20 protein-coding genes are annotated in these 22,368 nt (G+C 38.9%); 10 read left to right on the forward strand and 10 right to left on the reverse strand.

The genetic code is table 11. The annotated features are described in order from the left end of the window. Nucleotides 1-191 precede the first annotated feature (191 nt). Nucleotides 192-1,709, forward strand: coding sequence for a glycoside hydrolase family 43 protein (locus PGN18_RS19075; protein ID WP_335321177.1), 1,518 nt, complete (start codon nt 192-194; stop codon nt 1,707-1,709). Between the two features lie 91 nt (nt 1,710-1,800). Here PGN18_RS19075 and PGN18_RS19080 read toward each other — a convergent pair whose 3' ends face one another. From PGN18_RS19080 to PGN18_RS19095, 4 genes are all read right to left on the reverse strand, one after another. Continuing rightward, nucleotides 1,801-2,796: a hypothetical protein gene (locus PGN18_RS19080; RefSeq protein WP_335321178.1), complete on the reverse strand. Its 996-nt coding sequence runs from the start codon at nt 2,794-2,796 to the stop codon at nt 1,801-1,803. A 39-nt stretch (nt 2,797-2,835) separates the two neighbouring features. Next, nucleotides 2,836-3,279 (reverse strand): GNAT family N-acetyltransferase, encoded by a 444-nt coding sequence (locus tag PGN18_RS19085; RefSeq protein ID WP_335321179.1) that lies wholly within the window; start codon nt 3,277-3,279, stop codon nt 2,836-2,838. Between the two features lie 254 nt (nt 3,280-3,533). Continuing rightward, nucleotides 3,534-4,349 (reverse strand): MOSC domain-containing protein, encoded by an 816-nt coding sequence (locus tag PGN18_RS19090; RefSeq protein WP_335321180.1) that lies wholly within the window; start codon nt 4,347-4,349, stop codon nt 3,534-3,536. A gap of 232 nt (nt 4,350-4,581) precedes the next feature. Further along, on the reverse strand, nt 4,582-5,091 hold the full coding sequence (locus tag PGN18_RS19095; RefSeq protein WP_335321181.1) for a PRC-barrel domain-containing protein: 510 nt from the start codon (nt 5,089-5,091) through the stop codon (nt 4,582-4,584). Between the two features lie 261 nt (nt 5,092-5,352). Here PGN18_RS19095 and PGN18_RS19100 point away from each other — a divergent pair, with 261 nt between their 5' ends. Continuing rightward, nucleotides 5,353-5,640, forward strand: a complete 288-nt coding sequence (locus PGN18_RS19100) for a hypothetical protein (protein ID WP_335321182.1) — start codon at nt 5,353-5,355, stop codon at nt 5,638-5,640. A 75-nt stretch (nt 5,641-5,715) separates the two neighbouring features. Here PGN18_RS19100 and PGN18_RS19105 read toward each other — a convergent pair whose 3' ends face one another. The 3 genes from PGN18_RS19105 to PGN18_RS19115 all read right to left on the reverse strand — a co-directional run bounded on the left by PGN18_RS19105 (nt 5,716) and on the right by PGN18_RS19115 (nt 10,116). Next, nucleotides 5,716-7,989, reverse strand: a complete 2,274-nt coding sequence (locus tag PGN18_RS19105; RefSeq protein ID WP_335321183.1) for a GH92 family glycosyl hydrolase — start codon at nt 7,987-7,989, stop codon at nt 5,716-5,718. Nucleotides 7,990-8,279: 290 nt separating this feature from the next. Continuing rightward, on the reverse strand, nt 8,280-8,876 hold the full coding sequence (locus PGN18_RS19110; RefSeq protein WP_335321184.1) for a GIN domain-containing protein: 597 nt from the start codon (nt 8,874-8,876) through the stop codon (nt 8,280-8,282). 490 nt (nt 8,877-9,366) lie between these two features. After that, nucleotides 9,367-10,116, reverse strand: a complete 750-nt coding sequence (locus PGN18_RS19115) for a hypothetical protein (RefSeq protein WP_335321185.1) — start codon at nt 10,114-10,116, stop codon at nt 9,367-9,369. Nucleotides 10,117-10,564: 448 nt separating this feature from the next. Here PGN18_RS19115 and PGN18_RS19120 point away from each other — a divergent pair, with 448 nt between their 5' ends. Then, nucleotides 10,565-11,836, forward strand: coding sequence for an MFS transporter (locus tag PGN18_RS19120; RefSeq protein ID WP_335321186.1), 1,272 nt, complete (start codon nt 10,565-10,567; stop codon nt 11,834-11,836). A gap of 134 nt (nt 11,837-11,970) precedes the next feature. Here PGN18_RS19120 and pepE read toward each other — a convergent pair whose 3' ends face one another. Beyond that, nucleotides 11,971-12,666, reverse strand: coding sequence for a dipeptidase PepE (gene pepE / locus PGN18_RS19125; RefSeq protein WP_335321187.1), 696 nt, complete (start codon nt 12,664-12,666; stop codon nt 11,971-11,973). 181 nt (nt 12,667-12,847) lie between these two features. Here pepE and gap point away from each other — a divergent pair, with 181 nt between their 5' ends. Then, the gene (gap, locus tag PGN18_RS19130) at nt 12,848-13,843 is read left to right on the forward strand and encodes a type I glyceraldehyde-3-phosphate dehydrogenase (protein WP_335321188.1); all 996 of its coding nucleotides are present in this window, start codon (nt 12,848-12,850) and stop codon (nt 13,841-13,843) included. Here the strand turns inward: gap and PGN18_RS19135 are convergent. Beyond that, nucleotides 13,821-14,234, reverse strand: coding sequence for a DoxX family protein (locus tag PGN18_RS19135; protein WP_335321189.1), 414 nt, complete (start codon nt 14,232-14,234; stop codon nt 13,821-13,823). The genes gap and PGN18_RS19135 overlap by 23 nt on opposite strands. 359 nt (nt 14,235-14,593) lie before the next feature. On the opposite strand from PGN18_RS19135, the gene PGN18_RS19140 reads away from it, so the two are divergent. Beyond that, nucleotides 14,594-15,031 (forward strand): GNAT family N-acetyltransferase, encoded by a 438-nt coding sequence (locus PGN18_RS19140; protein ID WP_335321190.1) that lies wholly within the window; start codon nt 14,594-14,596, stop codon nt 15,029-15,031. Between the two features lie 5 nt (nt 15,032-15,036). Next, nucleotides 15,037-16,230 (forward strand): phosphoglycerate kinase, encoded by a 1,194-nt coding sequence (locus PGN18_RS19145; protein ID WP_335321191.1) that lies wholly within the window; start codon nt 15,037-15,039, stop codon nt 16,228-16,230. 97 nt (nt 16,231-16,327) lie between these two features. On the opposite strand, the gene PGN18_RS19150 is transcribed toward PGN18_RS19145, so the two are convergent. After that, entirely contained in the window at nt 16,328-17,899 is a 1,572-nt protein-coding gene (locus tag PGN18_RS19150) for a PepSY-associated TM helix domain-containing protein (RefSeq protein WP_335321192.1), read from the reverse strand. Between the two features lie 504 nt (nt 17,900-18,403). Here PGN18_RS19150 and mraZ point away from each other — a divergent pair. From mraZ to PGN18_RS19170, 4 genes are read left to right on the forward strand one after another with little or no spacing between them, the layout of a single operon-like run. Beyond that, complete coding sequence (mraZ, locus tag PGN18_RS19155; protein WP_265849525.1) at nt 18,404-18,871, forward strand: division/cell wall cluster transcriptional repressor MraZ; 468 nt, start codon at nt 18,404-18,406, stop codon at nt 18,869-18,871. Continuing rightward, nucleotides 18,861-19,766 (forward strand): 16S rRNA (cytosine(1402)-N(4))-methyltransferase RsmH, encoded by a 906-nt coding sequence (gene rsmH / locus PGN18_RS19160; protein ID WP_335321193.1) that lies wholly within the window; start codon nt 18,861-18,863, stop codon nt 19,764-19,766. Before mraZ ends, rsmH begins: the two co-directional genes overlap by 11 nt. Next, a complete protein-coding gene (locus PGN18_RS19165; RefSeq protein WP_335321194.1) occupies nt 19,763-20,185 on the forward strand; it encodes an FtsL-like putative cell division protein in 423 nt (140 codons plus the stop codon). Before rsmH ends, PGN18_RS19165 begins: the two co-directional genes overlap by 4 nt. After that, the gene (locus PGN18_RS19170; protein ID WP_335321195.1) at nt 20,175-22,277 is read left to right on the forward strand and encodes a penicillin-binding protein; all 2,103 of its coding nucleotides are present in this window, start codon (nt 20,175-20,177) and stop codon (nt 22,275-22,277) included. Before PGN18_RS19165 ends, PGN18_RS19170 begins: the two co-directional genes overlap by 11 nt. Nucleotides 22,278-22,368 lie beyond the last annotated feature (91 nt).

Below are 22,368 nucleotides of genomic sequence, written 5' to 3' on the forward strand. Positions count from 1 at the left end.
TGCCGGCAACAGGCTGGCAATCTTTCATATAGCGATTATTGCTAGAAGATTGCCTCGTCGGCTGAAAAAGCCTTCTCGCAATGACGATTTCGCGAGAAGGTTTATAATCTTGAAAGCTGCTGTCACTCCTATTGATTTTACACAATAAATAACACCTCGAAATGAAGATTTTAACTTGCATAAATCTATTAATGAGAAAAAAAGTAAAGTTTTCGCGGTATGCCACCTTAGCAGTAATCGCTAATCTTCTCCTAATTACGAATCTGTTATCTGCACAAACTGTAATCGAACCAGTAATTGCCGGAGATTTTGCCGATCCTTCCATTGTTCGGGCTAACAACCAGTATTACGCAGTAGGTACTTCATCAGAATGGGCACCACACTTCCCTATTTATAGTTCAAAAGATCTGCTGAACTGGAAACAAATAGGTTATGTTTTTGAACAGGCACCAGCATGGACTTCAGGTTCATTTTGGGCACCGGAATATGATTATCATAATCAAACCTATTTTATATACTACACTGCGAGAAGAAAAAAGGACAATGTATCGTGCATTGGGGTAGCCACTTCGAAATATCCCGATAGAGGCTTTGTTGATCAGGGTATTATTATTGATTATGGAAAAGAAGCTATTGATGCTTTTGTTTACCTTGACGGCACTACTCGTTACATTACTTTTAAAGCTTATGGTTTGGATCAGCGTCCGATTGAGATTTTAGCTTACAAGCTCGCTCAAAACGGACTAAAAGTAGAGGGAGAGCCTTTCTCGTTACTAAAAGATGATGCAAATATCGGTTTGGAAGGGCAGAGCATCCTGAAAAAAGATGGTTATTATTATATTTTCTATTCTGCAGGGAATTGCTGTGGTGCACAATGCGATTATAACGTTAGGGTGGCCAGATCAACCTCCTTTGCCGGGCCATACCAACTTTATGCTGCCAATCCGCTCTTAATGGAAAATGAATACTGGAAATGTTCGGGTCATGGCACCTTCGTAAAATCAGCAGATGGAAAGGATTATTACCTCTATCATGCTTACAATAAAAAAACAAATGTTTTCTCAGGCAGGCAGGGAATGTTGGCGCGACTAAGCTGGCCTCAGAAGGGTGGTTGGCCAGTACTTAAAGAACAGTTAGGCCCAAAGCTTAACCAGGATTTAAAAATAACATTTACCAAACCCAAAATTGATAAAAGATGGCAATGGGATTTCAGGAATTCATCGCCGACAATTAATCAGAAAAATGGCCAACTTCATTTAACCGGTAGTACTAACAATAATAACCTTACTGGTATAGCATTAACCGTTAGGCCTGTGTCGGCAATTTTTGAAGCAACTACAACTGTAACCAATACTAATAACGCGTTGAAAGGTTTGGTATATTATGGCGATTTAGGTGCGGCAATAGGTATTGGGATAGCTGGAAATGAGGTCGTTTATTGGAAAGTGGAAAATAAAACGAGAACGGTGTTATCAAAAATAAAAATAACCACAACGGTTCCGGTTGAGCTTAAAATGAAAGCTGCTGATGATTTGAGCCTAATGGTATTTTATAGGGAAGTTAACGGAACATGGAAAAATGTTCCGGTTAAGGAAAAAATTACCCTTAATTTTTTACCGCAATGGGACAGGAGCCCACGTATTGGTCTTCATTTTAGTGGAAGTGATAATCAGGAAGCAGATTTTTCTTTTTTTGAATTAAAATATTGATTTCTGTGCCGTCAGATGTTGCCATCTGATGAATATTTGACTTTCTATTTATGGCGTAATCAACTCCCATTTGTATAAAAAAAGAAAGTTATTATACCCTTGCCAGCCTAAACTCATTATAACACATAATCATATTATACCCGAGGAAAATGATGGCTTCCGAACTCACTTTCAATCGATTGATATCAATGCCTAAAATTGAAGAAATAAACAGGGTTGAAAAAACCAGTATTGCACTTAAAAAAATACTGATAAAGGCCGAACGTAGCAATAGCGTAATCCTGAACAGGTTTTTCTGATAGAAATATTCTGGCATTCTGACCATCTGTACCAAGTTAACTGTGATAAAAAAGCCAATAAGGAACACGTAAACATTCATGTAGGGCGTGGCATTATCCCATGCCAATAAGCTAAAATATCCCTCTGAAGTGAAGTAAAGGATAATGCCGAGGCAAATTAGGGCTTTAAAAATTACCCAGAACTTTTTATTTGACAGTAAGCGGTATAGTTTAGGGTATTTAATGCTGTTGACACGTCCAGCGATTGCCAATAGCTTTGCAGATGGGGATACAAAAGGATTAAATATACCTAACAGGATCAGCACGATGGTACTCGTAAACTGAAAAATAGCGTCACCGATCAACCGATCCATTTTTTCCTGATTAAGAATTGTATCATTTGAATAGGTAAAGATTGATAGCGAAATTAAAACGATAACTACAAGATGAAATATTACACCGGCATAATTGCTTAAACTAAGTTTATTTAATCGCTGAACTTCGGTATTTTGTGGTTTGTTACCTGAAGAGAATTTAGCGGAAATCGTTTTAAGCGAATCGGCCGCGCCTCTTGCCATTAAGGCAATGGCAAGCACAAAAACGCCAATACCAATAATAAAACAAGCTATACCTGCGGCTTCGAAGCTATGTAGCCCAAGAAGAAAAATAAGTGTCCCAATGCTAAGTGCTACAGGCTTGTATTTGATTTTGGCAACGCCATGCATATGCAGCAGAAGTGTATAAAATAGTCCAAATGCAGCACCAACTGCTATAGCCATTAATAATTTTCCTGTGATGTTTTCGAGCATAATTAGATAAAGGGTGATCAGCTAACTGTCATTTAATTTTTATGTCTTTAAGGTCATAGAAAGTATAGGGAACGGTTTTCCGGCCCCATCTACATCACTCCGTTCAAAGGTTACAAAACCAAGTTTTTCATAAAAACCTACTGCCTGTTCATTCTGCTCATTTACATCTACCATGTAGGTGCCATGTTCTTGTTTCGCGAAATCAATCAGTTTTTTGCCAAGTCCTTTTCCCCTTGCATCAGGGTGGATAAAAAGCATCTGGATTGATTCTTCGTTAATACCGATAAAACCCATCACCTTTTCCGCAACCGTAATTGCGTATAACTGTACCTGATCAAAATACTCATTTAAAATCAACGTACGATAGGTGATAATGTCTTTTTCAGAAAGAAAATGGTGTGTGGCCCTAACCGAGCTTTCCCAAACTGTAATTAGTTTTCGATAATCTTTTCTACCGGCGGCTAAAATGATTGCTTCCTTCATTCCATATTAAATCATTAGTTTCCAATACCCAGTTGGAAAGTAGTTTTTAAACGTTGAATGTGATGAAAAGTTTGCGCATGTAGATAAAGCAGTTGGATTCATGGCCAAGACTTCGCAGATTTAAAGTGATTGGGTCAATCAGAAAATATTGAATAATTAAAAACTTTAAGACTATTAGATTAAGGTAGTTCGAATTCTTTAAGCGTCTACTCCATTATCCATCTTCCATTTTTACATTTTACATTTTTACTTACTTACTTCTTCCATCTCATCACCTTCAGTTCGTCACCTACACGGATAGTCCCGGTTTGTTGATGCAGTAAATTCTGCCCGAACATGATTTTTTTGCCCACCGTGCGGTAACTGGCCAGTGTTCTTAAAGGTTCTTGTCCTTTCTCTCCAGTTTGCTGATCAATCGTAATAAGTACACACCGCGAGCATGGCTTTACTGCCGAAAATAAAACTTCGCCCATGTAGAAGTCCTTAAAACGGTCCTCAATATGAGACTCACCTCCGGTAAAAACAAAATTAGGACGAAAACGGTCCATTAAAATTGGTTCTCGGAGTTTTTCATTCAGTCCATCAAGCGAGGATTGGCCAATGAGCAAACAAGGGTATCCATCAGCAAAACTTACTATTTCATCATTTTGGGCATAATTCCGGTCAATCAGTCGCTTTCCAGTTGAAGGCATCCTGACCAATTTAACCCTAAACTTTAAGAAATTAGAAAACCAATCGCTTAACGTTTTATTTACTTCAAGTGCGGTAACCGTATCGTTCCAGATCACAACTGAAATCTGCTCTCCGGTATCTTCATCCGTGGAAAAGGATATGCTCAACCCAGGCAATGTTTTATGGAAAACAATTAGTTGATCATTCGAGATACTTACCTGCAAAAGTGCCAGTTCGAAATACTTTCTTTGCGTTACAAATATACCATCCTCATCAACAAGCATCCATCTTCTATCGTATTGTAAACCGCTTTCCTCAAGCTTTGCCTGTTGTAAACTGATGCCTCCCAGTGATTTAATGGGGTAAATGTACAGCCCGGAAAGGAAAAATTGATTCATGCCATAAAGATAAAAAACACATTTTAGATTTAGCTGTCTGCCTAAATTGAATTACATTCGGAATAAGATAAAGGAGATGAACCAACATATTTATTATAAAATATCCGAACATTTATCAGGCAATAGAAAGTTTGAGTAAAATAAAAACGGGAACTTTCTGATCTAATGTTCCCGTTTCTTTTTGGTAAGTTTATTTGTGATGCGTTTGCATCATTTACAATCTAATTGTTTATTAAATTAGCGGATCAGCATCCTGATTGCGAGGATGCTGATCAGGAAAATTATTCCGATCAAAATGGTGGTGACGATAAAAGTTTGCCCGGTCGATCTCTACAATTTCATCTTCCAGTCGCAGTGCCGCCGGACTACCGATCACATTGCGGATCTGATTTTCCATTTGAGGAGTGACCTCACCGATAATATATCTTGGCATGGCCCTAAACTGATCAAGATGAATATCAGGTAAAATGACCTCTTTTTTGTCTTCACCTAAATTCGCCAGTCCAATAGGGATCAGTATTGCCTTTTCTTCCAAATCTTCGCTCACGTTCACAAGTTCAACAATGATGTAACGAATTGCATTTTGCTCGGGATCAAATAGGAGGTCGCGTACCTTTCCAACAGAATCGCCGGCTTCATTTCTTACAGGCCATCCTTTAATGTCGGTTTCGCCATCACTTAATTGATAATTACTTTTTGAGAGCTCTTCTAAATTGCTATATACAATAGTTCCTGAATCCATAATTGCTTTTTTTAAGTGGGCTGTTCATGAATTGCCCATTTTTACAACAGGTTTAATGAGCAGATGGTTTTTATAAATTCTGAGGCAGCTTTCAAAAACCGGACATTCTAAAGCAAGTGTTTGGTTGTAAGTGTTTGTTATTTAGGCTTTTATTTAATAAAGCCAGGTGAGTAAATTATAAGATATTAAATTAAAGAATTGAGTTAACGATTATCAAGTTTTACTTTTATTTTGTATAATGTTAAAACAAATCAGAATTTAATGAAGAATATAGCTGAATTTAAAAAAACATTAGAAAAAGTCAGTCCGGATGGCCATTTGTCAGTTCAGCTGCGGGCGCTATGGTATGATGCAAAAGGAGACTGGGGTAGGGCCCATAATCAGGTTGATCATTTAGACGATTTGGCTTCTGCCCGTATCCACGCGTACCTGCACCGCAAAGAAGGCGATATCTGGAATGCCAATTATTGGTATGCTAAAGCTGGAGAAAAATTGCCAGAATTATCATTGGAGCAGGAATGGGAAGAGCTGATAAAGCGTTTTTTATAAGCATACGGTAATTAGCTTACCCAATGGCAAAAGGACATTGGGTAAGCTGTGGAAGATATGCCTAAATGATCGACCTTATCTCGCAGGCATTTTAAATGAAGGTGGGAGCGAAGTTTCATCCGCTGCCCAAAGTTTGTTTGGCTGTTTACCCATTACCAATTCTAATTTGCCCCCTTTCATTAAATCCTCGTGAGTAAACCACGATTTATTCCATACCACACCGTTCAGTTTAGCAGATTGAATGTATTTATTTTCAGGAGAATAGTTTATACAGTTCAATTCAAATTTTTTGTTGTTTCCCAAATCTAGTTTAACATTAGCAAAAGTGGGACTGCCAATCACGTACATGGGCAAGCCAGGGGTTATCGGGTAAAAACCCATCTGCGAGAATATTACAAAAGAAGTAAGCCCACCGCCGTCTTCATCGCCAGGAATCCCCATCAGATCATTACGGAACCACTGGGTTAGTAAATTCCTTACCCGTTTTTGTGTTCTCCAGGGCTGTCCCGCATAATTATACAGATAGGGAATATGCATGGCAGGTTCATTACCCATAGAAAACTGACCAACATTGCCGGTATGGTCGGGTAATTGCGAATAAAAATCAAACCTGCTTTTTCCAAGCGGGGTGTTATACATTTTTTCCAGTTCGTCAACAAAGGCCTGCTGGCCACCCATCATATTCACCAGATCGCCGAGGTTATGCAATACGTCCCATCGGTAGAGCCAGCCGTTATTTTCATCGTAAGTTTCTCTGGCACCAAGTCCTCCTGAAAAACGGTAATCCAACGGTTTAATAAATTTGCCTTCCGCATCCTTAGGATGAAAAAACCTGGTTTCGGGATTGAAAACCGTATGGTAGCTGGTACTTTTATCTAAAAAATGTTTTGCCTCTTCGGTTTTACCCAGCTGCTGCGCGATATTGCCCAGGCACCATTCATCATAAACCGTACCAAGCGTTACTGCTATGGGTTGGCGTTTTTCGAAACCATGAACCTCTGCTGCAGTTTCTTTTTCACCTTCAGGTAAAGCAGGAAAGTAGCCCTTATCTTTAAAAAACTGATCTAAAACACCTGCCTTTTTTGACGACCATGGTGCCAGGGTTTTTTCTGTAATAGCTGCTTTGCAATACTGGTAGGCTTCTTCAAGATTAAAACTTCTCAAGCCTTTGTTATAGGCATCGATGATAGTCGCCACACCATGATTGCTGTTCATCCTTCGGCTATCGCCGGTTACTTCCGGAAAAGTTGGCATCCAATGGTCGTTCATCTGTTGAGCCATCCGCAGGTAAGAATTAATCATGTTACTTTCCATTTTTGGTTCAATAATCACACGGAGCGGATGTGTTGCCCGATAGGTATCCCAAATCCAGTCGTCGGTAAAAAATGGTACGCCGTTATCATTATGCACTTTTCCATCGAAAGCACTAAAATATTTTCCATCTTCAGATAAACTGATCATCCTTTCGTATGTACGATAAAGGGAAGTGTAAAACACGGTTTTGGCTGTTTCATCCGTACCCGTTACCAGGATCTTCCCAAGCGTGGTATTCCAGATATTTCTTCCGGCCTGCGCCACCTGTTTCAGGTTGTAATCCTTGATTTCGCGACGGAGATTGTTCTTTGCCTGTTCCACGCTAATAAATGAAATACCGTAACGTGTACTAAGCTGACGGGTTTGAGCAGGGAATTTTAAAATAAGATGAGCATTTCGGCCGGAAGTTGATTGTTGTCCCGAATTGATATTATTTCCACTGTGCCTACCTGATTCAACAGGTTTTAGATCTGTTTCTAAATAAAGGTAAACCTTAGTGTTGTTATCTAGCTTTTGAAAACCGCTTACCGCATTTTGGCTTACATTTAATTCGCCGTTTTTAGTGTTTAAAATCAGATAAGCCGGAACATTGGTTTGCGAGAAGTGAAGTGTATATATCCCTGATTGATGAGATGGAGCAAACTGTACATTAATTCCATTATCATCTAGATCGACCCCATAGTAATAAGGCTTAATCACTTCATTGTCGTAGCCATAAGAAATGACATGACCTGCATTTTTGAGATCACCCTGAAAAGGACTTAAATTAAAGGCCGAGCTACCCCGGTGACTGGTAACTACAACCGGTAGGCCTTGTATCGTATTACTGGTAAAATTATCGCGTTCCGGATAAACCCTTAATAAGCTGTTCGGTAAATGAACGGTGGGGTAGGTGGGTACGAGTAAATGGCTGATGTTGCCAATGTAAGGGTTAACATAGTCTATGGGCTGTTTTTTTGGTTGTGCATGCGTAAGATTGACACAGGTAATCAGAGAAAATATTGCACTAAGTACAGGATATGTATATTTTTTCATGTCAGGATTTTCAATTTGAGGTAGCTAAAACGATATTTTTTAAAAACAATGTTGGTTTTTGATGTGAGCGGCTGCATCATTAATCATCTATATCTTTTAGCTTGTGCAAAGTAGTAAAACGATTTATCAAATTTAATGTAAAGGACTAGTTTATCAAAGAAAATACGCAGAAAGTTTGTTTCTATTTTGGAGAGTATCCGTTTTTTTTAAGTTGGTTTTGCCAGGCGCAGTGTAAACAAAAAGAGCGATGAAAAAATTTCACCGCTCTTGAACTACATTAATTTTATCGCTTATTTTGATAATGAGGCCGTTTGAGTTGCACTTACCGGAGCGCTCATTTGTGTTTTCAAAGCAGCAAATCTATCTAAATTAAGTTTTGGTGTACTGCCCATTACCAAAATGTGTTCTTGAGTAGCGCCGCTTAATTTTAAATCTGCCAGATCTTCAATTACTGTATATAAACCTTCGGTATTTGAGTCTATTGCTGCAACAGCTTCTCCGCTCAAGAATAATTGAAGATATTTTGCATTTAATTTACCTGCAGTTTTAACCACTGCATTTTCAGAAGCTTGTACTCTAAAAATGTTTTTTACATAAACGGTAACTTTAGCTAAATTTCCGTCAGCTGAACTGATTTTTAATGCATGTCCATCTTGAATCACTTTTACTTTGCCAGCGTTATCTTCGTTGTAGCTTACACTTTCTTTGTCTCCCTGTACCAAAGTAATTTCCACGTTGCCGCTTACAACAACCTGTTGTATGTTTTTAGGCGTTGAAATTTTGATTGGCTGTTTCTCGCCTGCGATTACACTTGTTGAGAAAATTGCAGAACTAAAAAAGATAGCTGCTAATACTGATTTTGTTAGGGTTTTGATAGAGGTTTTCATAATGCTGTTTTTTATATATTTATTAATATTTGTTGTTGTTTTGTAGATAAGACGTAGGGATATACAAAACGTTGCAGCAGAAAATCGTCAATTATACCAACACAGCTTAATTCTCGACGAACGGGCTTAAAAATCAGGCGAAAAAGTGTTTATATTTTAATGGATTTATGTAATGATTCTGTTGGTAAGTTTTTACCGCTATAATTTTCCAGAGCGATATCAACAGGTAACCTGAATTTGAATTTTAATGAAGGAACCGCTGTATCAAGGTTTCCGAATACACTAATTCATCATAGTGATTCGATTGCTTTCGGCCATGCGTGAACCACATCCTGATCAGCGAAGCTAATTTTTAAGCACTTGCACGAAGATATTAAAGTGAGTTTTTATTAACTGTCATTCGTACTCGTGATACAAATGACAAATACGGCTGATTGAACATGCTCTTACTAAAAGCACTAAATTTTATACATATTTATTGCTGTGGATACTAAAACTTAATTGATAAATTTTCAGAAACAAGAACATTGTTTTTGTAGTACTCAAAAAACCAAATGCCATTTTTTTTGATAACGATGCCGTTAGCATTGCCGTTATTCGAGATGTAACAATCCTCCATAGAAGTTTTTAGTAAGGTCATTACAATTTTGGGTGTCGCGTCTATAAGTTGGTAACCATTACTAATGGGCTGTGCATATAATAATGCTTCTTTTTGTTCTGCCTTAGTGGCCGCAATTTGATTGGAAGGTACAGTTTTAGGCGGGGTGGTGGTACTGGTTGGCAGGGTTACCGTGTTGGTTGTCATTGTTGGTTGATCTGCTACATAATTAAAATGATTAAAGGATGTAAAAGCGTCTCTTAAGGCATCATTATAAGCAATCTCATATTCTTTCTCTCTGCTTTTACCTTCCTTGCTCTTTATAACTACAGCGCCTTTACAATCTTTAAGTAAAAGGGTAAGATTGGTTACAAACATGCTGTTTTTTTCCTGGAGCTCTACTACCAGCGCCTTGCATCTGTCGGCAGCAATTTCTTGTGGAATTTCGGTATTATCAAAATAGACGGTAAAACCTTTATCCTCAAATAAAGCTTTCGTAAGGGTGTTTAAGCCATACTGATTCATTTGCTTTAGAAAACTAAATTTCTCGGGTACAATGATATATTTATAATTTACAGTATTAGACTGCGCCTGAACAGAAAAAGAGATGGCTAAAAGAATAATAAAAAGGTATCTTTTCATAGTATGATTATTGTCTGAATAAGATTTCGCCTCAAGTTATAGATTAACAGGGAGAAAATCAAATTATCACTTTGTAATACAATCGCACTCATCTATCAGACCGCTAATCCGAACAAAGTTTCTAATCAATCATTGCATTAATCGATTCAATTGTTTATTATTATAGCTTTAACGATCATCATCTACTCATAACATTGCTTTTTGCTTGTTATAAAACCAAATATTCCAATGAAAATGGAGGAGCACCAACTCATTAAATTAGCACGCTGGTTTAAAATTCGGCATATTCTCCGGCCAAATATTTTCGCCAAAGTTTTAAAGAATTTATCTGACTGGATTCCTATTAAGAATGAAATATACCTTAGCAGTTCGAAGAGGAACTTTCATCATGCCTGAAATCTTTTTTTATTCTGAAACTAAAAACCAATTATAAACTAAATCTGAGCTTATGCTTAACATTAAGACCACAAAATTATTCTGGGCAAGTTGCCTTGCATTACTCGTTACTTCTCTTTCCTTTGGTATCCGTGCCGGGATCATGAACCAGTTGGGAATAGATTTTCAATTAAGTACCGCTCAATTGGGTACGATTACAGCTGCTGCCTTTTGGGGGTTTCCTTTGGCTATTGTGGTTGGAGGATTTGTAGTTGATGTGATCGGTATGAAGCGTTTACTGGTTATGGCCTTTATTTTTCACCTGGCTGGTATCATCCTGACCATTTTTGCACAGGGCTATTGGAGTCTGTTTTTATCTACTTTGCTCATCGGCATTGCCAATGGCACCGTAGAGGCTGCCTGTAACCCATTGGTTGCCGCTTTATACCCGGAGAACAAAACAACTAAACTAAACCACTTTCATTTATGGTTTCCTGGGGGTATTGTAATCGGTACTTTGTTGGTTACGTTATTTGTTCAGCTTGGATTAGGCTGGAAAGTGCAGGTGGCCATGATGATTATCCCTACTTTAATTTATGGCTACCTCTTTTCGAAGTTAGATTTTCCGGTTACCGAAAGGGTATCATCCGGTTATTCCAGTTCAGATATGTATAAAGCAGTACTTTCTCCATTATTTATCTTCATGTTCATCTGCATGTTTGGTACCGCCATCACGGAGTTATTTACGGGTCAATGGATAGGTTTATTGTTGAAAAACGTAACCGATAATGCCATTTTATTGCTTACCCTCACAACGGGCATTATGGTAATTGGGAGGGGTTTTGCCGAACCTGTAGTACACCGTCTTGCTCCTCAGGGCGTATTGCTTTTGTCTGCAATATTTGCTGCAGCAGGGCTTTACCTGTTAAGTACCTTTACCGGGAATTCGGTTTTCTTTGCAGCAATCGTTTTTGGGATAGGCGTTTGTTATTTCTGGCCAACCATGATTGGTTTTGTTGCAGAAAACGTTCCTAAATCCGGAGCACTTGGTTTGAATTTAATGGGAGGCGCTGGGATGTTTGCAGTTTCTATTTACACCATGTTTATGGGTAGTTTTTACGATAGCCTGATTGTTAAACATCTACCTGCTGGTGCCTCATTTGATGCCTATCTGAAAGCACCTGAAAATTCTGAATATGCATTGGCACTGGCCAATGCCAAAAATCTGGCAGGTCCCGAAATTCTGCGTGCTACTTTGATTATCCCTATTATATTGATTGTGGCTTTTGGGGGATTGGTGATCTACCTTCGTTCACGAAAAAAAAACAAGGCTGGGGTAGCCTAACGAAGTACTGCCTTACAGACTATCTTTCCTAATATTGAGGTAAGGATAATAGCTATAAGTTTATGATGCTGGGTTGATCATAAACTTGTAGCTATTTAAGTCTTATAAAAAAAGGCGGTAACGTTATTTAATAATTACAATAACGAACTACCGGGTGGGCATTCGTATGGGGCTTTTCCTGCTTCAAAAATCCTCGTGTTTTCACTGCCTTCAGTTGTGATATGATCACCTGATATCCTGATCCAGTTACCCTCGCGTAAGCCTATAACCTTAATGTTGTTTTGTGTTAGAAATTCCATAATCCTGGTTTCCCTTGTTTCGCCATTATGCTTCAATTCCGGAATGGGGTCGAGGTAATGTGGATTGATGTTAAAAGGAACCAAACCCATACATTCAAAAGAAGAAGGGTATACAATAGGCATATCGTTGGTGGTTTTCATATTAAGACCACCAATATTACTTCCGGCACTGCAGCCTAAGTAAGGTTTGCCCGATTTGATGCTCTCACTTAGATGCGTCATTAACCCCAATTCATGGAGTGTTTTGACCAGCAGAAAGGTATTTCCCCCGCCTGTAAAAAATCCTTTGGCTGCGCGGATAGCGCTGATAGGGTTATTAAATTCATGCAAGCCTTTAACCTTAATATTTAAGGTGGAGAAAAAAATGCAGGCTTTGCTCGTATATTCTTCATGCGAAATGCCTCCTGGCCTAGCAAAAGGTATAAATATAATTTCATTTAATCCGGCAAAGAGCTTAATCAGCTCATCTTTCAGGTATTCGAGGTAATTACCGCCATACACGGTAGAAGTAGAAGCGAGGATAACATTCATGTTGTTTAGCTTTATAGCGCAATTATAGTTTTTTTGGCTGAAATAATTGTCGTACGGTTCGTTAATCAAACTGCCATTTAAGCATCTGGCTGTATTTTTATCATCGCATCTCCATCTTCTGGCATCCCTACTTTCATAATGGTAAATTAATACTAATTTTGCGCTCTAATTTTTTATAATCATGAGGCTGGCAATAAATGGTTTTGGTAGAATAGGAAGAACATTTTTACGCTTGGCACTGGCTGAAGGCTTTGATGTAGTGGCCATTAACGATCTTGCAGACGCCAGAACAATGGCGCATTTGTTTAAGTATGATAGCGTTCATGGTGTTTTTGCAGGTAATGTTTCGGTTAAAACCGATGCACTGGTGATTGATGGTATTTCAATTCCGGTTTTCGCTATCGCAGCAGCTGATGAACTGCCATGGTCGGCATTGCGTGTTGATTTGGTAATTGATTGTACAGGCCGGAACCTGACGAGGTTATCGGCCGAGAAGCATATTGCATCGGGTGCAAAACAGGTATTGATTTCTGCCCCGGCTGCCGATGATATTCCGATGGTGGTGTTGGGTGTAAACGACGATCATATTGATTTAACCGGTACTGTGTTATCAAATGCAAGCTGTACAACCAATAACATTGCCCCAATGATTAAAATTCTGAATGATAACTGGGGCGTGGAGGAAGGTTATATTACAACGATCCATTCCATGACAGGTGATCAGAATCTGCATGATGCCAACCATAAAGACCTGCGTAGGGCAAGGGCAGCATCATCGTCCATCATTCCCACTACAACGGGGGCAGCAAAAGCAATTACCCATATTTTCCCCGAATTGGATGGCCGTTTAGGAGGCGCGGGAATCAGGGTTCCGGTATTAAATGGATCTTTAACTGATTTCACCTGTCTGCTGAAAAAGAAGACCACCATCAAGGAAATTAATTCAGCTTTTAAATATGCTGCCAACAATGAATTGAAAGGTCTTATTCAATATACTGAAGATCCCATTGTTTCTATCGATATTATTGATAATCCACACTCTTGCATATTCGATTCGCTATTAACTTCAATCGTTGGTGATCTGGTTAAAGTAGTGGGTTGGTACGATAATGAATATGGCTATAGCAGTCGTTTAATTGATGTGGTGAAAAAAATCAATTCGCTTTCTGCAAAATAATTAGTGGCTTTTGGGTTGATTTTAATGCCCAATAAACCAGCACGGGTTGAAAAAATAGACGTAAAAAACGTTTACTATCTGTATTAAGACCAAATGCGTTGCGTTTGTGGGTATATTGGGCAATATTTCCTGGGAAAACGCTAACAAATAAGCCCGCGGCAATTTTGCCAATCAAAGCTTGATGTTTTTTGGGCGCTAATAGCAAAGCGGTACCCAGGGCAATTTCAACAAAGCCCGAATATACAACAGTATCATCTTTTTTTAAAGGGACCCAATTTGGCACCTGAGCCTGGAACGGTTTGCGCGCAAAAGTTAAATGGCCAACTCCCGCAGTTATTAAACCTGCGCCAAGTAATACCCTGGCTACTGTTTTTATATTTTCTTCTTTCACTTGTCTATATTAAGTTTTCAATTCAATTTGAGGTGGCCTGAATCTGGTAATTTTAATAAAAAACTGAAATGTCCCGGGCTGGATTGTTCGCTTTAAACAAAAACCAGTTTAAGCTGTCCAAGGTTAAAATTACTCATTCTACTCTGGCTTTATTAATCAACAAGTAAATCGGATGTCTGTTTGATGCGATTTATATTTTATGGTTACACCAGCCGTACAAGCTGATTAAAGGTGGCAAATCAAAATTGCAGCACTTTCTAGCCATTAACATTAGCGTGTTTCAATTGCTTTATTAACTTTGTAAACGTTTGCGTGTATTCAACAGCAATTTTTTTGATACAGCCAATCATAAAAAAAATATGGTCAAATTTATTCTTCCAGAAGAAGTTCTACCTTTAAGAAGCCTGGTTTTACGTAATGGTAAACCACACGATGCTTGTGTTTTTGAAGGCGACCTGGCCTACGATACCTTTCACCTGGGTTTTTTAAAGGATGGCGAAATTAAATCTATTGCTACATTTATGCGCAATGATTTTTTTCCAGAAGAAGGGGAAGGTTACCAGTTACGTGGGATGGCTACCCATCCCGATGAGGGTGGTAGGGGCTATGGCGCAGCACTGGTTAACTTTGCTATAGAATACTTAAAAGAATATAAAACCGATTATTTATGGTGCAATGCCCGCTCCACAGCAGCAAATTTTTATAAAAAAATCGGCTTCACCACCGAATCACCAGAATTTGATATCCCTGGCATCGGTTTCCATTACGAAATGAAATTAAACTTAAATCAAAAATAATAAACATGAACACCATTGACCAGTTTGACTTTAAAGATAAAAAAGCATTAATCAGGGTAGATTTTAATGTGCCTTTGGATGATGAATTTAAAATTACCGACGATAAAAGAATCAGGGCTGCATTACCTACCATCAGCAAGATTTTAAAAGATGGCGGTTCGGTTATTTTGATGTCTCACTTAGGTCGCCCCAAAGACGGCCCTACCGATAAATACTCGTTAAAACATATCTTATCTGATTTATCCGCTCTTGTTGGTGTTGGCGTTAAGTTTGCCGACGATTGTATTGGTGAAGGCGCAGTGAAACAGGCTGCTGATTTAAAATCAGGTGAAGTTTTATTGTTGGAAAACCTCCGTTTTTACAAGGAAGAAGAAAAAGGTGATGTAGCTTTTGCAGAAAAGTTATCAAAACTAGGTGATGTATATGTTAATGATGCCTTTGGTACTGCTCACCGCGCACATGCTTCAACTTCAATTATCGCGCAGTTTTTCCCAGATGCTAAATACTTTGGTTATTTGATGGCTTCGGAAGTAGAAAATGCAGAGAAAATTCTGAACCATGCCGAAAGACCTTTCACAGCAATTATGGGTGGTGCTAAAGTATCTGATAAAATTCTTTTGATCGAGAAATTGTTGGAAAAAGTTGATAACCTGATTATTGGTGGCGGTATGGCCTATACATTTGCGAAAGCACAAGGTGGAGAAATCGGTACTTCATTGTTAGAGGCTGATAAACAAGCGCTTTCTTTGGAACTGATCGAAAAAGCGAAAGCTAAAGGCGTAAACCTGATTTTACCAATTGATACCGTTATTGCAGATAAATTTGCCAACGATGCCGCTAAACAAGATGTTGCAGCAGGTCATATTCCGGCCGATTGGATGGGATTGGATATCGGTCCTAAAACAGCCGAACTATTTCAGGAGGTAATTAAAAACTCCAAAACTTTATTATGGAATGGACCAATGGGTGTTTTCGAAATGGAAAGCTTCCAGGTAGGTACCAAAGCTGTTGCCGATGCAGTAGTGGCTGCAACTAAAGATAATGGTGCATTCTCACTAATTGGCGGTGGCGATTCGGCTGCAGCGATTGCAAAATTCGGTATGGAAGATGAAGTGAGTTATGTTTCTACCGGTGGTGGTGCTTTATTAGAATATATGGAAGGTAAGGAATTGCCGGGCGTTAAAGCCATTAATGGATAAAAGATAACAACCTGTTAAAAGGCCTTGCAAACGATTTTGCAAGGCCTTTTTGTTTAAATGATATTTTCTTTGTAAAAAAAAGGATGTTCCATTTAGTTTAAAAAACTTCCAACCCGGTGTTTAATAGTGCAATATAAACAACTAAATAACAGACTAAAAATGCGGTTGAAAGTGCAAAATATCGCGTTATCTTATGGCTGCCCTTTTTAAATGGAAGTAAAAATAAAATATTGAACATTTCAGATAGCAAGGCGCAAATGAAATTTAAACAAACCATCACACAACTAAAAGCCACCACAAAAATAGCTGGCTGAATAATGATTCCCGAAGGCAGCCCATAGAGTGCACCCATCAAAAAACTGATCGGAAGAATGATCAAGGCATATTTAAATCCCGATTTGAAATTAATCAGAAAATATTTACCTGGTTTAGGAAGTTGCATTTCCATTTTTGCAGATCTTAATTCTTTTTCAACTAATGGAGTATCTGTTGACTCCTTTAGAGCTGTTTGAGATCTGCTATGCTTTTTACCCCTTTTTTGTTTTCGATAACGCGGCCACCAAATGATAAAACCGGTAATAAAAAGAGCCAAAGGCATCAAACCGGAAATAAGTGCAATGAATTGTGTTGGCCGGCCGCCGAAACTGCCGTAATGGATGGGTGTTAACCAGCCCAGATAAGCATTGCCAACATTCGGAAAATCCTCGCGGCTGTTCAACAATACTTTACCTGTATATTGATCAACAACCAACATTTCTCTTTTTCCTTGTTTAGGTAGGTTTCCGCTCAGGATATCCAAACGGTAAGTTCCTGTTTTATTCGCTGGGAAGGCTATTCCACCAATATAACCATTTGGCATTTTTTCTTTAACTGCTGTAACCAGCTGTGTTAGCGGAAGGGGTACGGCCTGTGCATGCCATGCCGATTTAGCACCTAAAAGCTGGGCAACGCCTTGAGGCGATTTTCCGCTAAGTAAAAACAGTAATGGAATAACAAGTGTAGAAAAAGTAATAGAAAAACCGGTAAGACTCAATATTGCTACAACTGGAGAGGAATAAAAACCAAGCGAATTGTGCCAATCGTAATTTTGGCGTTTAAAAGATCCATTAAACCTTACGGTGAGTACTGATTTTAATTGCTTCCATTTCCTCGGAATCCATAAACGCAGTCCCGAAATGGTCAGGATTAAGAGGCAGAGTGAGGCAAGTCCGCAAATGTACCTTCCGGCTACCGGAATCAGCAACGTTCGGTGCAGCTCGGTAACAATATGAATAAAAGAACTGGTATGTATTCTTTTACCACCAATTTTTCCGGTATAGGGGTTAATAAAGGTTTCCTCATTACTTTTTAAATCCAGTACGCTATAAGCTTCATTAGGATTTTTGAAGTTATTGAGCATCAGGTAATCAATCCTTAGCTTAGGATAGTTCTTCTTGATGAGTGGTACAATTTCTTCCACTTGCAATTTTTGCTTTTGCGCCTGCACTTTAAATAGCTCCGGATTCAAAGCCCGGTCAATCTCGTCCTGAAAAACAAGAATGCTACCGGTAAGGCCTACAAAAGCGACAATTGCGCCAGCAATAATGCCAATATACAGATGCCATTTGCCAAACCATCTCTTTTGATGTTTTGACCAATTTAATTTCTTTGGTTGCGGTTTTGATTCCATTGTTGAGCGCAGTTATGCGGGCATGAGTGCTTGCAAGTTTATTTTACAAAGAAATCGTTTTAATTATTATTGTGCAAATTATATTTAATAAGTCTAAATAAGATAAATTAACCGTGTTTCGGGCAAAAGTGTCAGCTATGCCGGCTCATTTCTTATTCGCTTTACTTGATCAAATGCTGTTTTTAATTAAACGACGTGTTGGTCCTTAGACCAAAAATAATTAGAATATATGTAGGTCGTTAATTCGCTTTTTGAGGTATTTACATTAAATGACTTGAATTTTTAAAAAAAATGGGCCAACTTGACACTTTTCACTTGTATGTTTTTAAAATGCTTATTATCAGTTACTAATGAGTTTTTCATTGTGTGAGTAGGTATATTATAATTATATTGGACAGCCATCGTTGTAACAAAAAAGATGTGGAAAACTTTTTTGTGGTAAAAAGTGGTAAAAAGTGGTAGAACTCTTTACTTTTACACTAGATAAAAAGTGTAGATACCACTATGACCCAACTTTTAGGAGAATTTGATTGTAAACTTGACGCGAAGGGCCGCCTTATGGTTCCTGCTGCGCTTAAGAAACAATTGCCTGAATCTGAGAAAGAAGGGTTGATTATCAACCGTGGTTTCGAAAAAAATCTGGTTATCTATCCAAAGAAAGTTTGGGACGCTGTTGTAGCCGATCTGTCTAAGCTTAATATTTACGATCAGGAAAACAGGGCCTTTGTGAGGGCCTTTACGCGTGGGGCAACCGAGCTTTCGCTTGACGCAGCTGGTCGTGTGCTTTTACCTAAATCGCTGGTTGATTACGCAGGTATCGGTAGTGATCTGGTATTGGCTTGTCAGTTAGATCGTATTGAGGTTTGGGATAAAAAATCATACGAAGATATTTTTGATGATGTGCCGGCTAATTTCGCCAGTCTTGCTCAAAAGGTAATGGGGGATAAGAAAGGAGGTGGCGATGGAGAATAATTACCATGTGCCTGTGATGTTGCAGCCTTGTATTGATGGTTTAAATATTAAACCTGATGGGGTTTATGTTGATGTGACCTTTGGTGGTGGCGGTCATTCGAAAGAAATTTTAAAACATCTTGGTCCGAAAGGCAGGCTGATTGCTTTTGATCAGGATCCGGATGCGCAGGCCAATATTCCGGCTGACAATCGTTTTATTTTTATCGATCAAAATTTTGGCTTTTTAAAAAATAACCTCCGTTTAAAAGGCTTTAGGCAGGTTGATGGTATTTTGGCTGATTTGGGAGTTTCTTCTCATCAGTTTGATGTGCCTGAACGTGGATTTTCCATCCGTCATAACGCTGATTTGGATATGCGTATGGATCAGCACCGTAATTTAACGGCTGCTGAAATATTGAATACCTATTCTGAAGATAAGCTGCATAAAATATTCGGCATTTATGGTGAAGTTAAAAATGCGAAATCTTTGGCGCGTGCTATTGTTACCGCGCGTTTAGAGCAACCATTTACTGATATCAATAGTTTGAAATCGGCTATAGCTGCCTATATCCCCAAGGGAAAAGAAAATAAATACCTGGCGCAGGTTTTTCAGGCACTTAGGATAGAGGTGAATGCAGAAATCCAGGTGCTTGAAGATTTTTTACAACAAGCGGCCGAGGTGTTAAAGCCTGGTGGTCATTTGGTGGTGATGTCTTATCATTCATTGGAAGACCGACCAGTTAAAAACTTCATGGCGAAAGGAAAATTTCAGGGTGAGGTAGAAAAAGATTTCTTCGGAAATCAACAAAAGCCATTTAATGTGATTACGCGTAAAGCGATTGTGGCCACTGATGAGGAGATTGCGCAAAACAATCGTGCCCGCAGTGCGAAACTTAGAGTTGCAGAAAAAATATGAACAGGTTTAGAGAGGAGATAGAAGAAGAGGAAGCTGGGCCTGAACCAGAGTTAAAAGCTGCGCCCAAAAAGCCAAAAACTGCTGATGAGAAAATGGATAGCAATTCTTTTATCAGCAAGCTTTTTAATGATGGATTAGTGAGTAAAGAGGCGGCAACTGATGCTTTGCCTTATTTGTGCTTTTTGGCTTTTTTAGGAATGGTTTATATCGCTAATAGCCATTTTGCGGTAAACAATGTGCGTCGTATTGATAAATTAAATAAAGAAGTAAAAGAACTAAGATGGGAGTATAAATCCCTTAAAGCCGACCTGATGTTTAAAAGTAAATTAACAGAGGTTGCTAAAAAGGTAGATACCCTTGGTATAAAAGAACTGATTGAACCACCAAAAAAAATAATTGTTAAAAGCGATGAATATTAGAGCAAACATCTTGCTTCGTGTATATCTGGCATTTGGCTTAATTGTGCTTTTTGCTTTCGCGGTGTTTTTACGCCTCGGTCAGGTGCAGTTTGTACAGGGAAAGAAATGGAAAGCTATGGCAGATAGCCTTTCTACGCGTTATGTAAATGTAGAAGCAACCCGTGGAAATATTTATTCTAACGATGGTAGTTTGTTGGCTACTTCGGTACCTGAATATGAATTGCGTATGGATATGTTTGCCGGCGGAATAGTGGATGATAAGGTATTTAATGAAAAGGTAGATTCCCTGGGATATAAATTATCGCAGATTTTTCAGGATAAAACGGCGAAAGAATATGCCCGTTACCTGCGTAAGGGCCGCCAGGATAGTGCGCGCTATTTATTGATCCACCGTAAAGTAGGCTATGCCGATCTTAAAACGATCAGGACTTTTCCACTTTATAATATTGGTAAGTACAGTGGTGGCTTAATTGCCGTGCAGCAGAATAAACGGATTCTTCCTTTTCAGGCGCTAGCTGCCCGTACCATCGGTTATAAAAACGAAAATGTGGCAAACGGGGTAGGTTTAGAAGGTGCGTATAAAGAATATATCAATGGCGAGACCGGAAAAAGATTAATGCAGCGCATTGCCGGAGGTGTTTATATCCCGGTAAATGAAGAAGCAGAGGTTGCACCAAAAGATGGAGCCGATATTATCTCGACTATTGACGTAAATATGCAGGATCTGGCCCAAAGTGCATTAGAAAAGCAGCTGATTAAGTCGCAGGCCGATCACGGTACAGTGATTTTAATGGAAGTGGCAACTGGCGAAATCAGGGCTGTAGCCAACTTCTCCAAAGTAGAAGAAGGGGTGTATAAAGAGAAGTTTAATTATGCCATTGCCGGTAATCAGGATCCGGGATCGACTTTTAAACTTGCTTCTTACATGGCGCTTTTAGAAGATAAACTAATTGATACCAATACGATGATCGGAACCGGTTATTACCAGATTCCAGGAAAATTGATCACAGATTCACATCCAAAAATTGAAACGGTTACCGCAAAAAAAGCCTTTGAAACTTCTTCCAATGCTGCAATTGCAAAACTGATCAACATGCATTATGGTAACGATCCGATAAAATTTACTGATCACTTGTATGATTGGCATCTGAATCAAAAAATGGATCTACAGATTCCTGGTGAGGCAAGGCCGGTGGTTAAAAATCCTAAAACAAACAAAAGCTGGAATAAAAACATGACCCTTCCTCAAATGGCTTATGGTTATGAAATGCAGTTGACCCCATTAAAAATGCTGACCCTGTATAATGCGGTGGCTAATAACGGTAAGATGGTGCAACCGATTTTTGTAAAAGAAATCAGAAGGTTAGGGAATCCGATCGAGCAGTTCAAGGCAAGGGTAATTAATGACAAAATCTGTTCAGATGTTACCTTGAGTAAAATCAAGAAAATGCTTGAAGGGGTGGTAACAGAAGGTAGTGGAAAACAGGTAGTTTATAACCCATTATATCCGATTGCGGGTAAAACGGGTACTGCGCAGGTGGCTGATGCGAATAAGGGATATAAAGCTAATAAGCAATATCAGGCTTCCTTTGTAGGGTATTTTCCGGCTGATAAGCCAAAGTATTCATTGATCGTAGTTATCAATGATCCAAAGGGCGCTTATTATGGCGCTACGGTTTCGGGTCCGGTGTTTAGGGAAATTGCCGATCGGATTTACGCCAGCGACATGCAGATGTATAATGATGTGCCTACCCGCCTGGTTGGCAATACCGGAACACCGCCTACAAAAGCTGGGCAAAGTAAAGCAACCCAAAAAGTGTATAGAGCATTCGGATTTAAACCGCTTTTTGCTTCAAAATCAGAGTATTACAACATTATAGATACTAGTGCTGGTACAATTTTTCAGGAAAACAGCGAGCGTAAAGGTGTAATGCCAAACGTAACAGGGATGGGGCTGAAAGATGCTTTGTATCTTTTAGGTAATGCTGGTTTAAAAACAAGAGTTTTCGGGGCTGGCAAGGTGGTTAGTCAGTCGATAGCTGCAGGTACCAAAGTGGGCAAAGGATTAGGCGTACAGATAGAGTTGAATTGAGGTGGAAGGTAGAAAGGTTTAAGGCGTAGGGTTGTATAACTTAAGTTCTTAATACTTGGTTCTAGATACTTGATACTAAAAAGAATAAAAA

The sequence above is a fragment of the Pedobacter terrae genome (assembly GCF_036946585.1).
GTDB classification, from domain to species: Bacteria; Bacteroidota; Bacteroidia; order Sphingobacteriales; family Sphingobacteriaceae; genus Pedobacter; species Pedobacter terrae_C.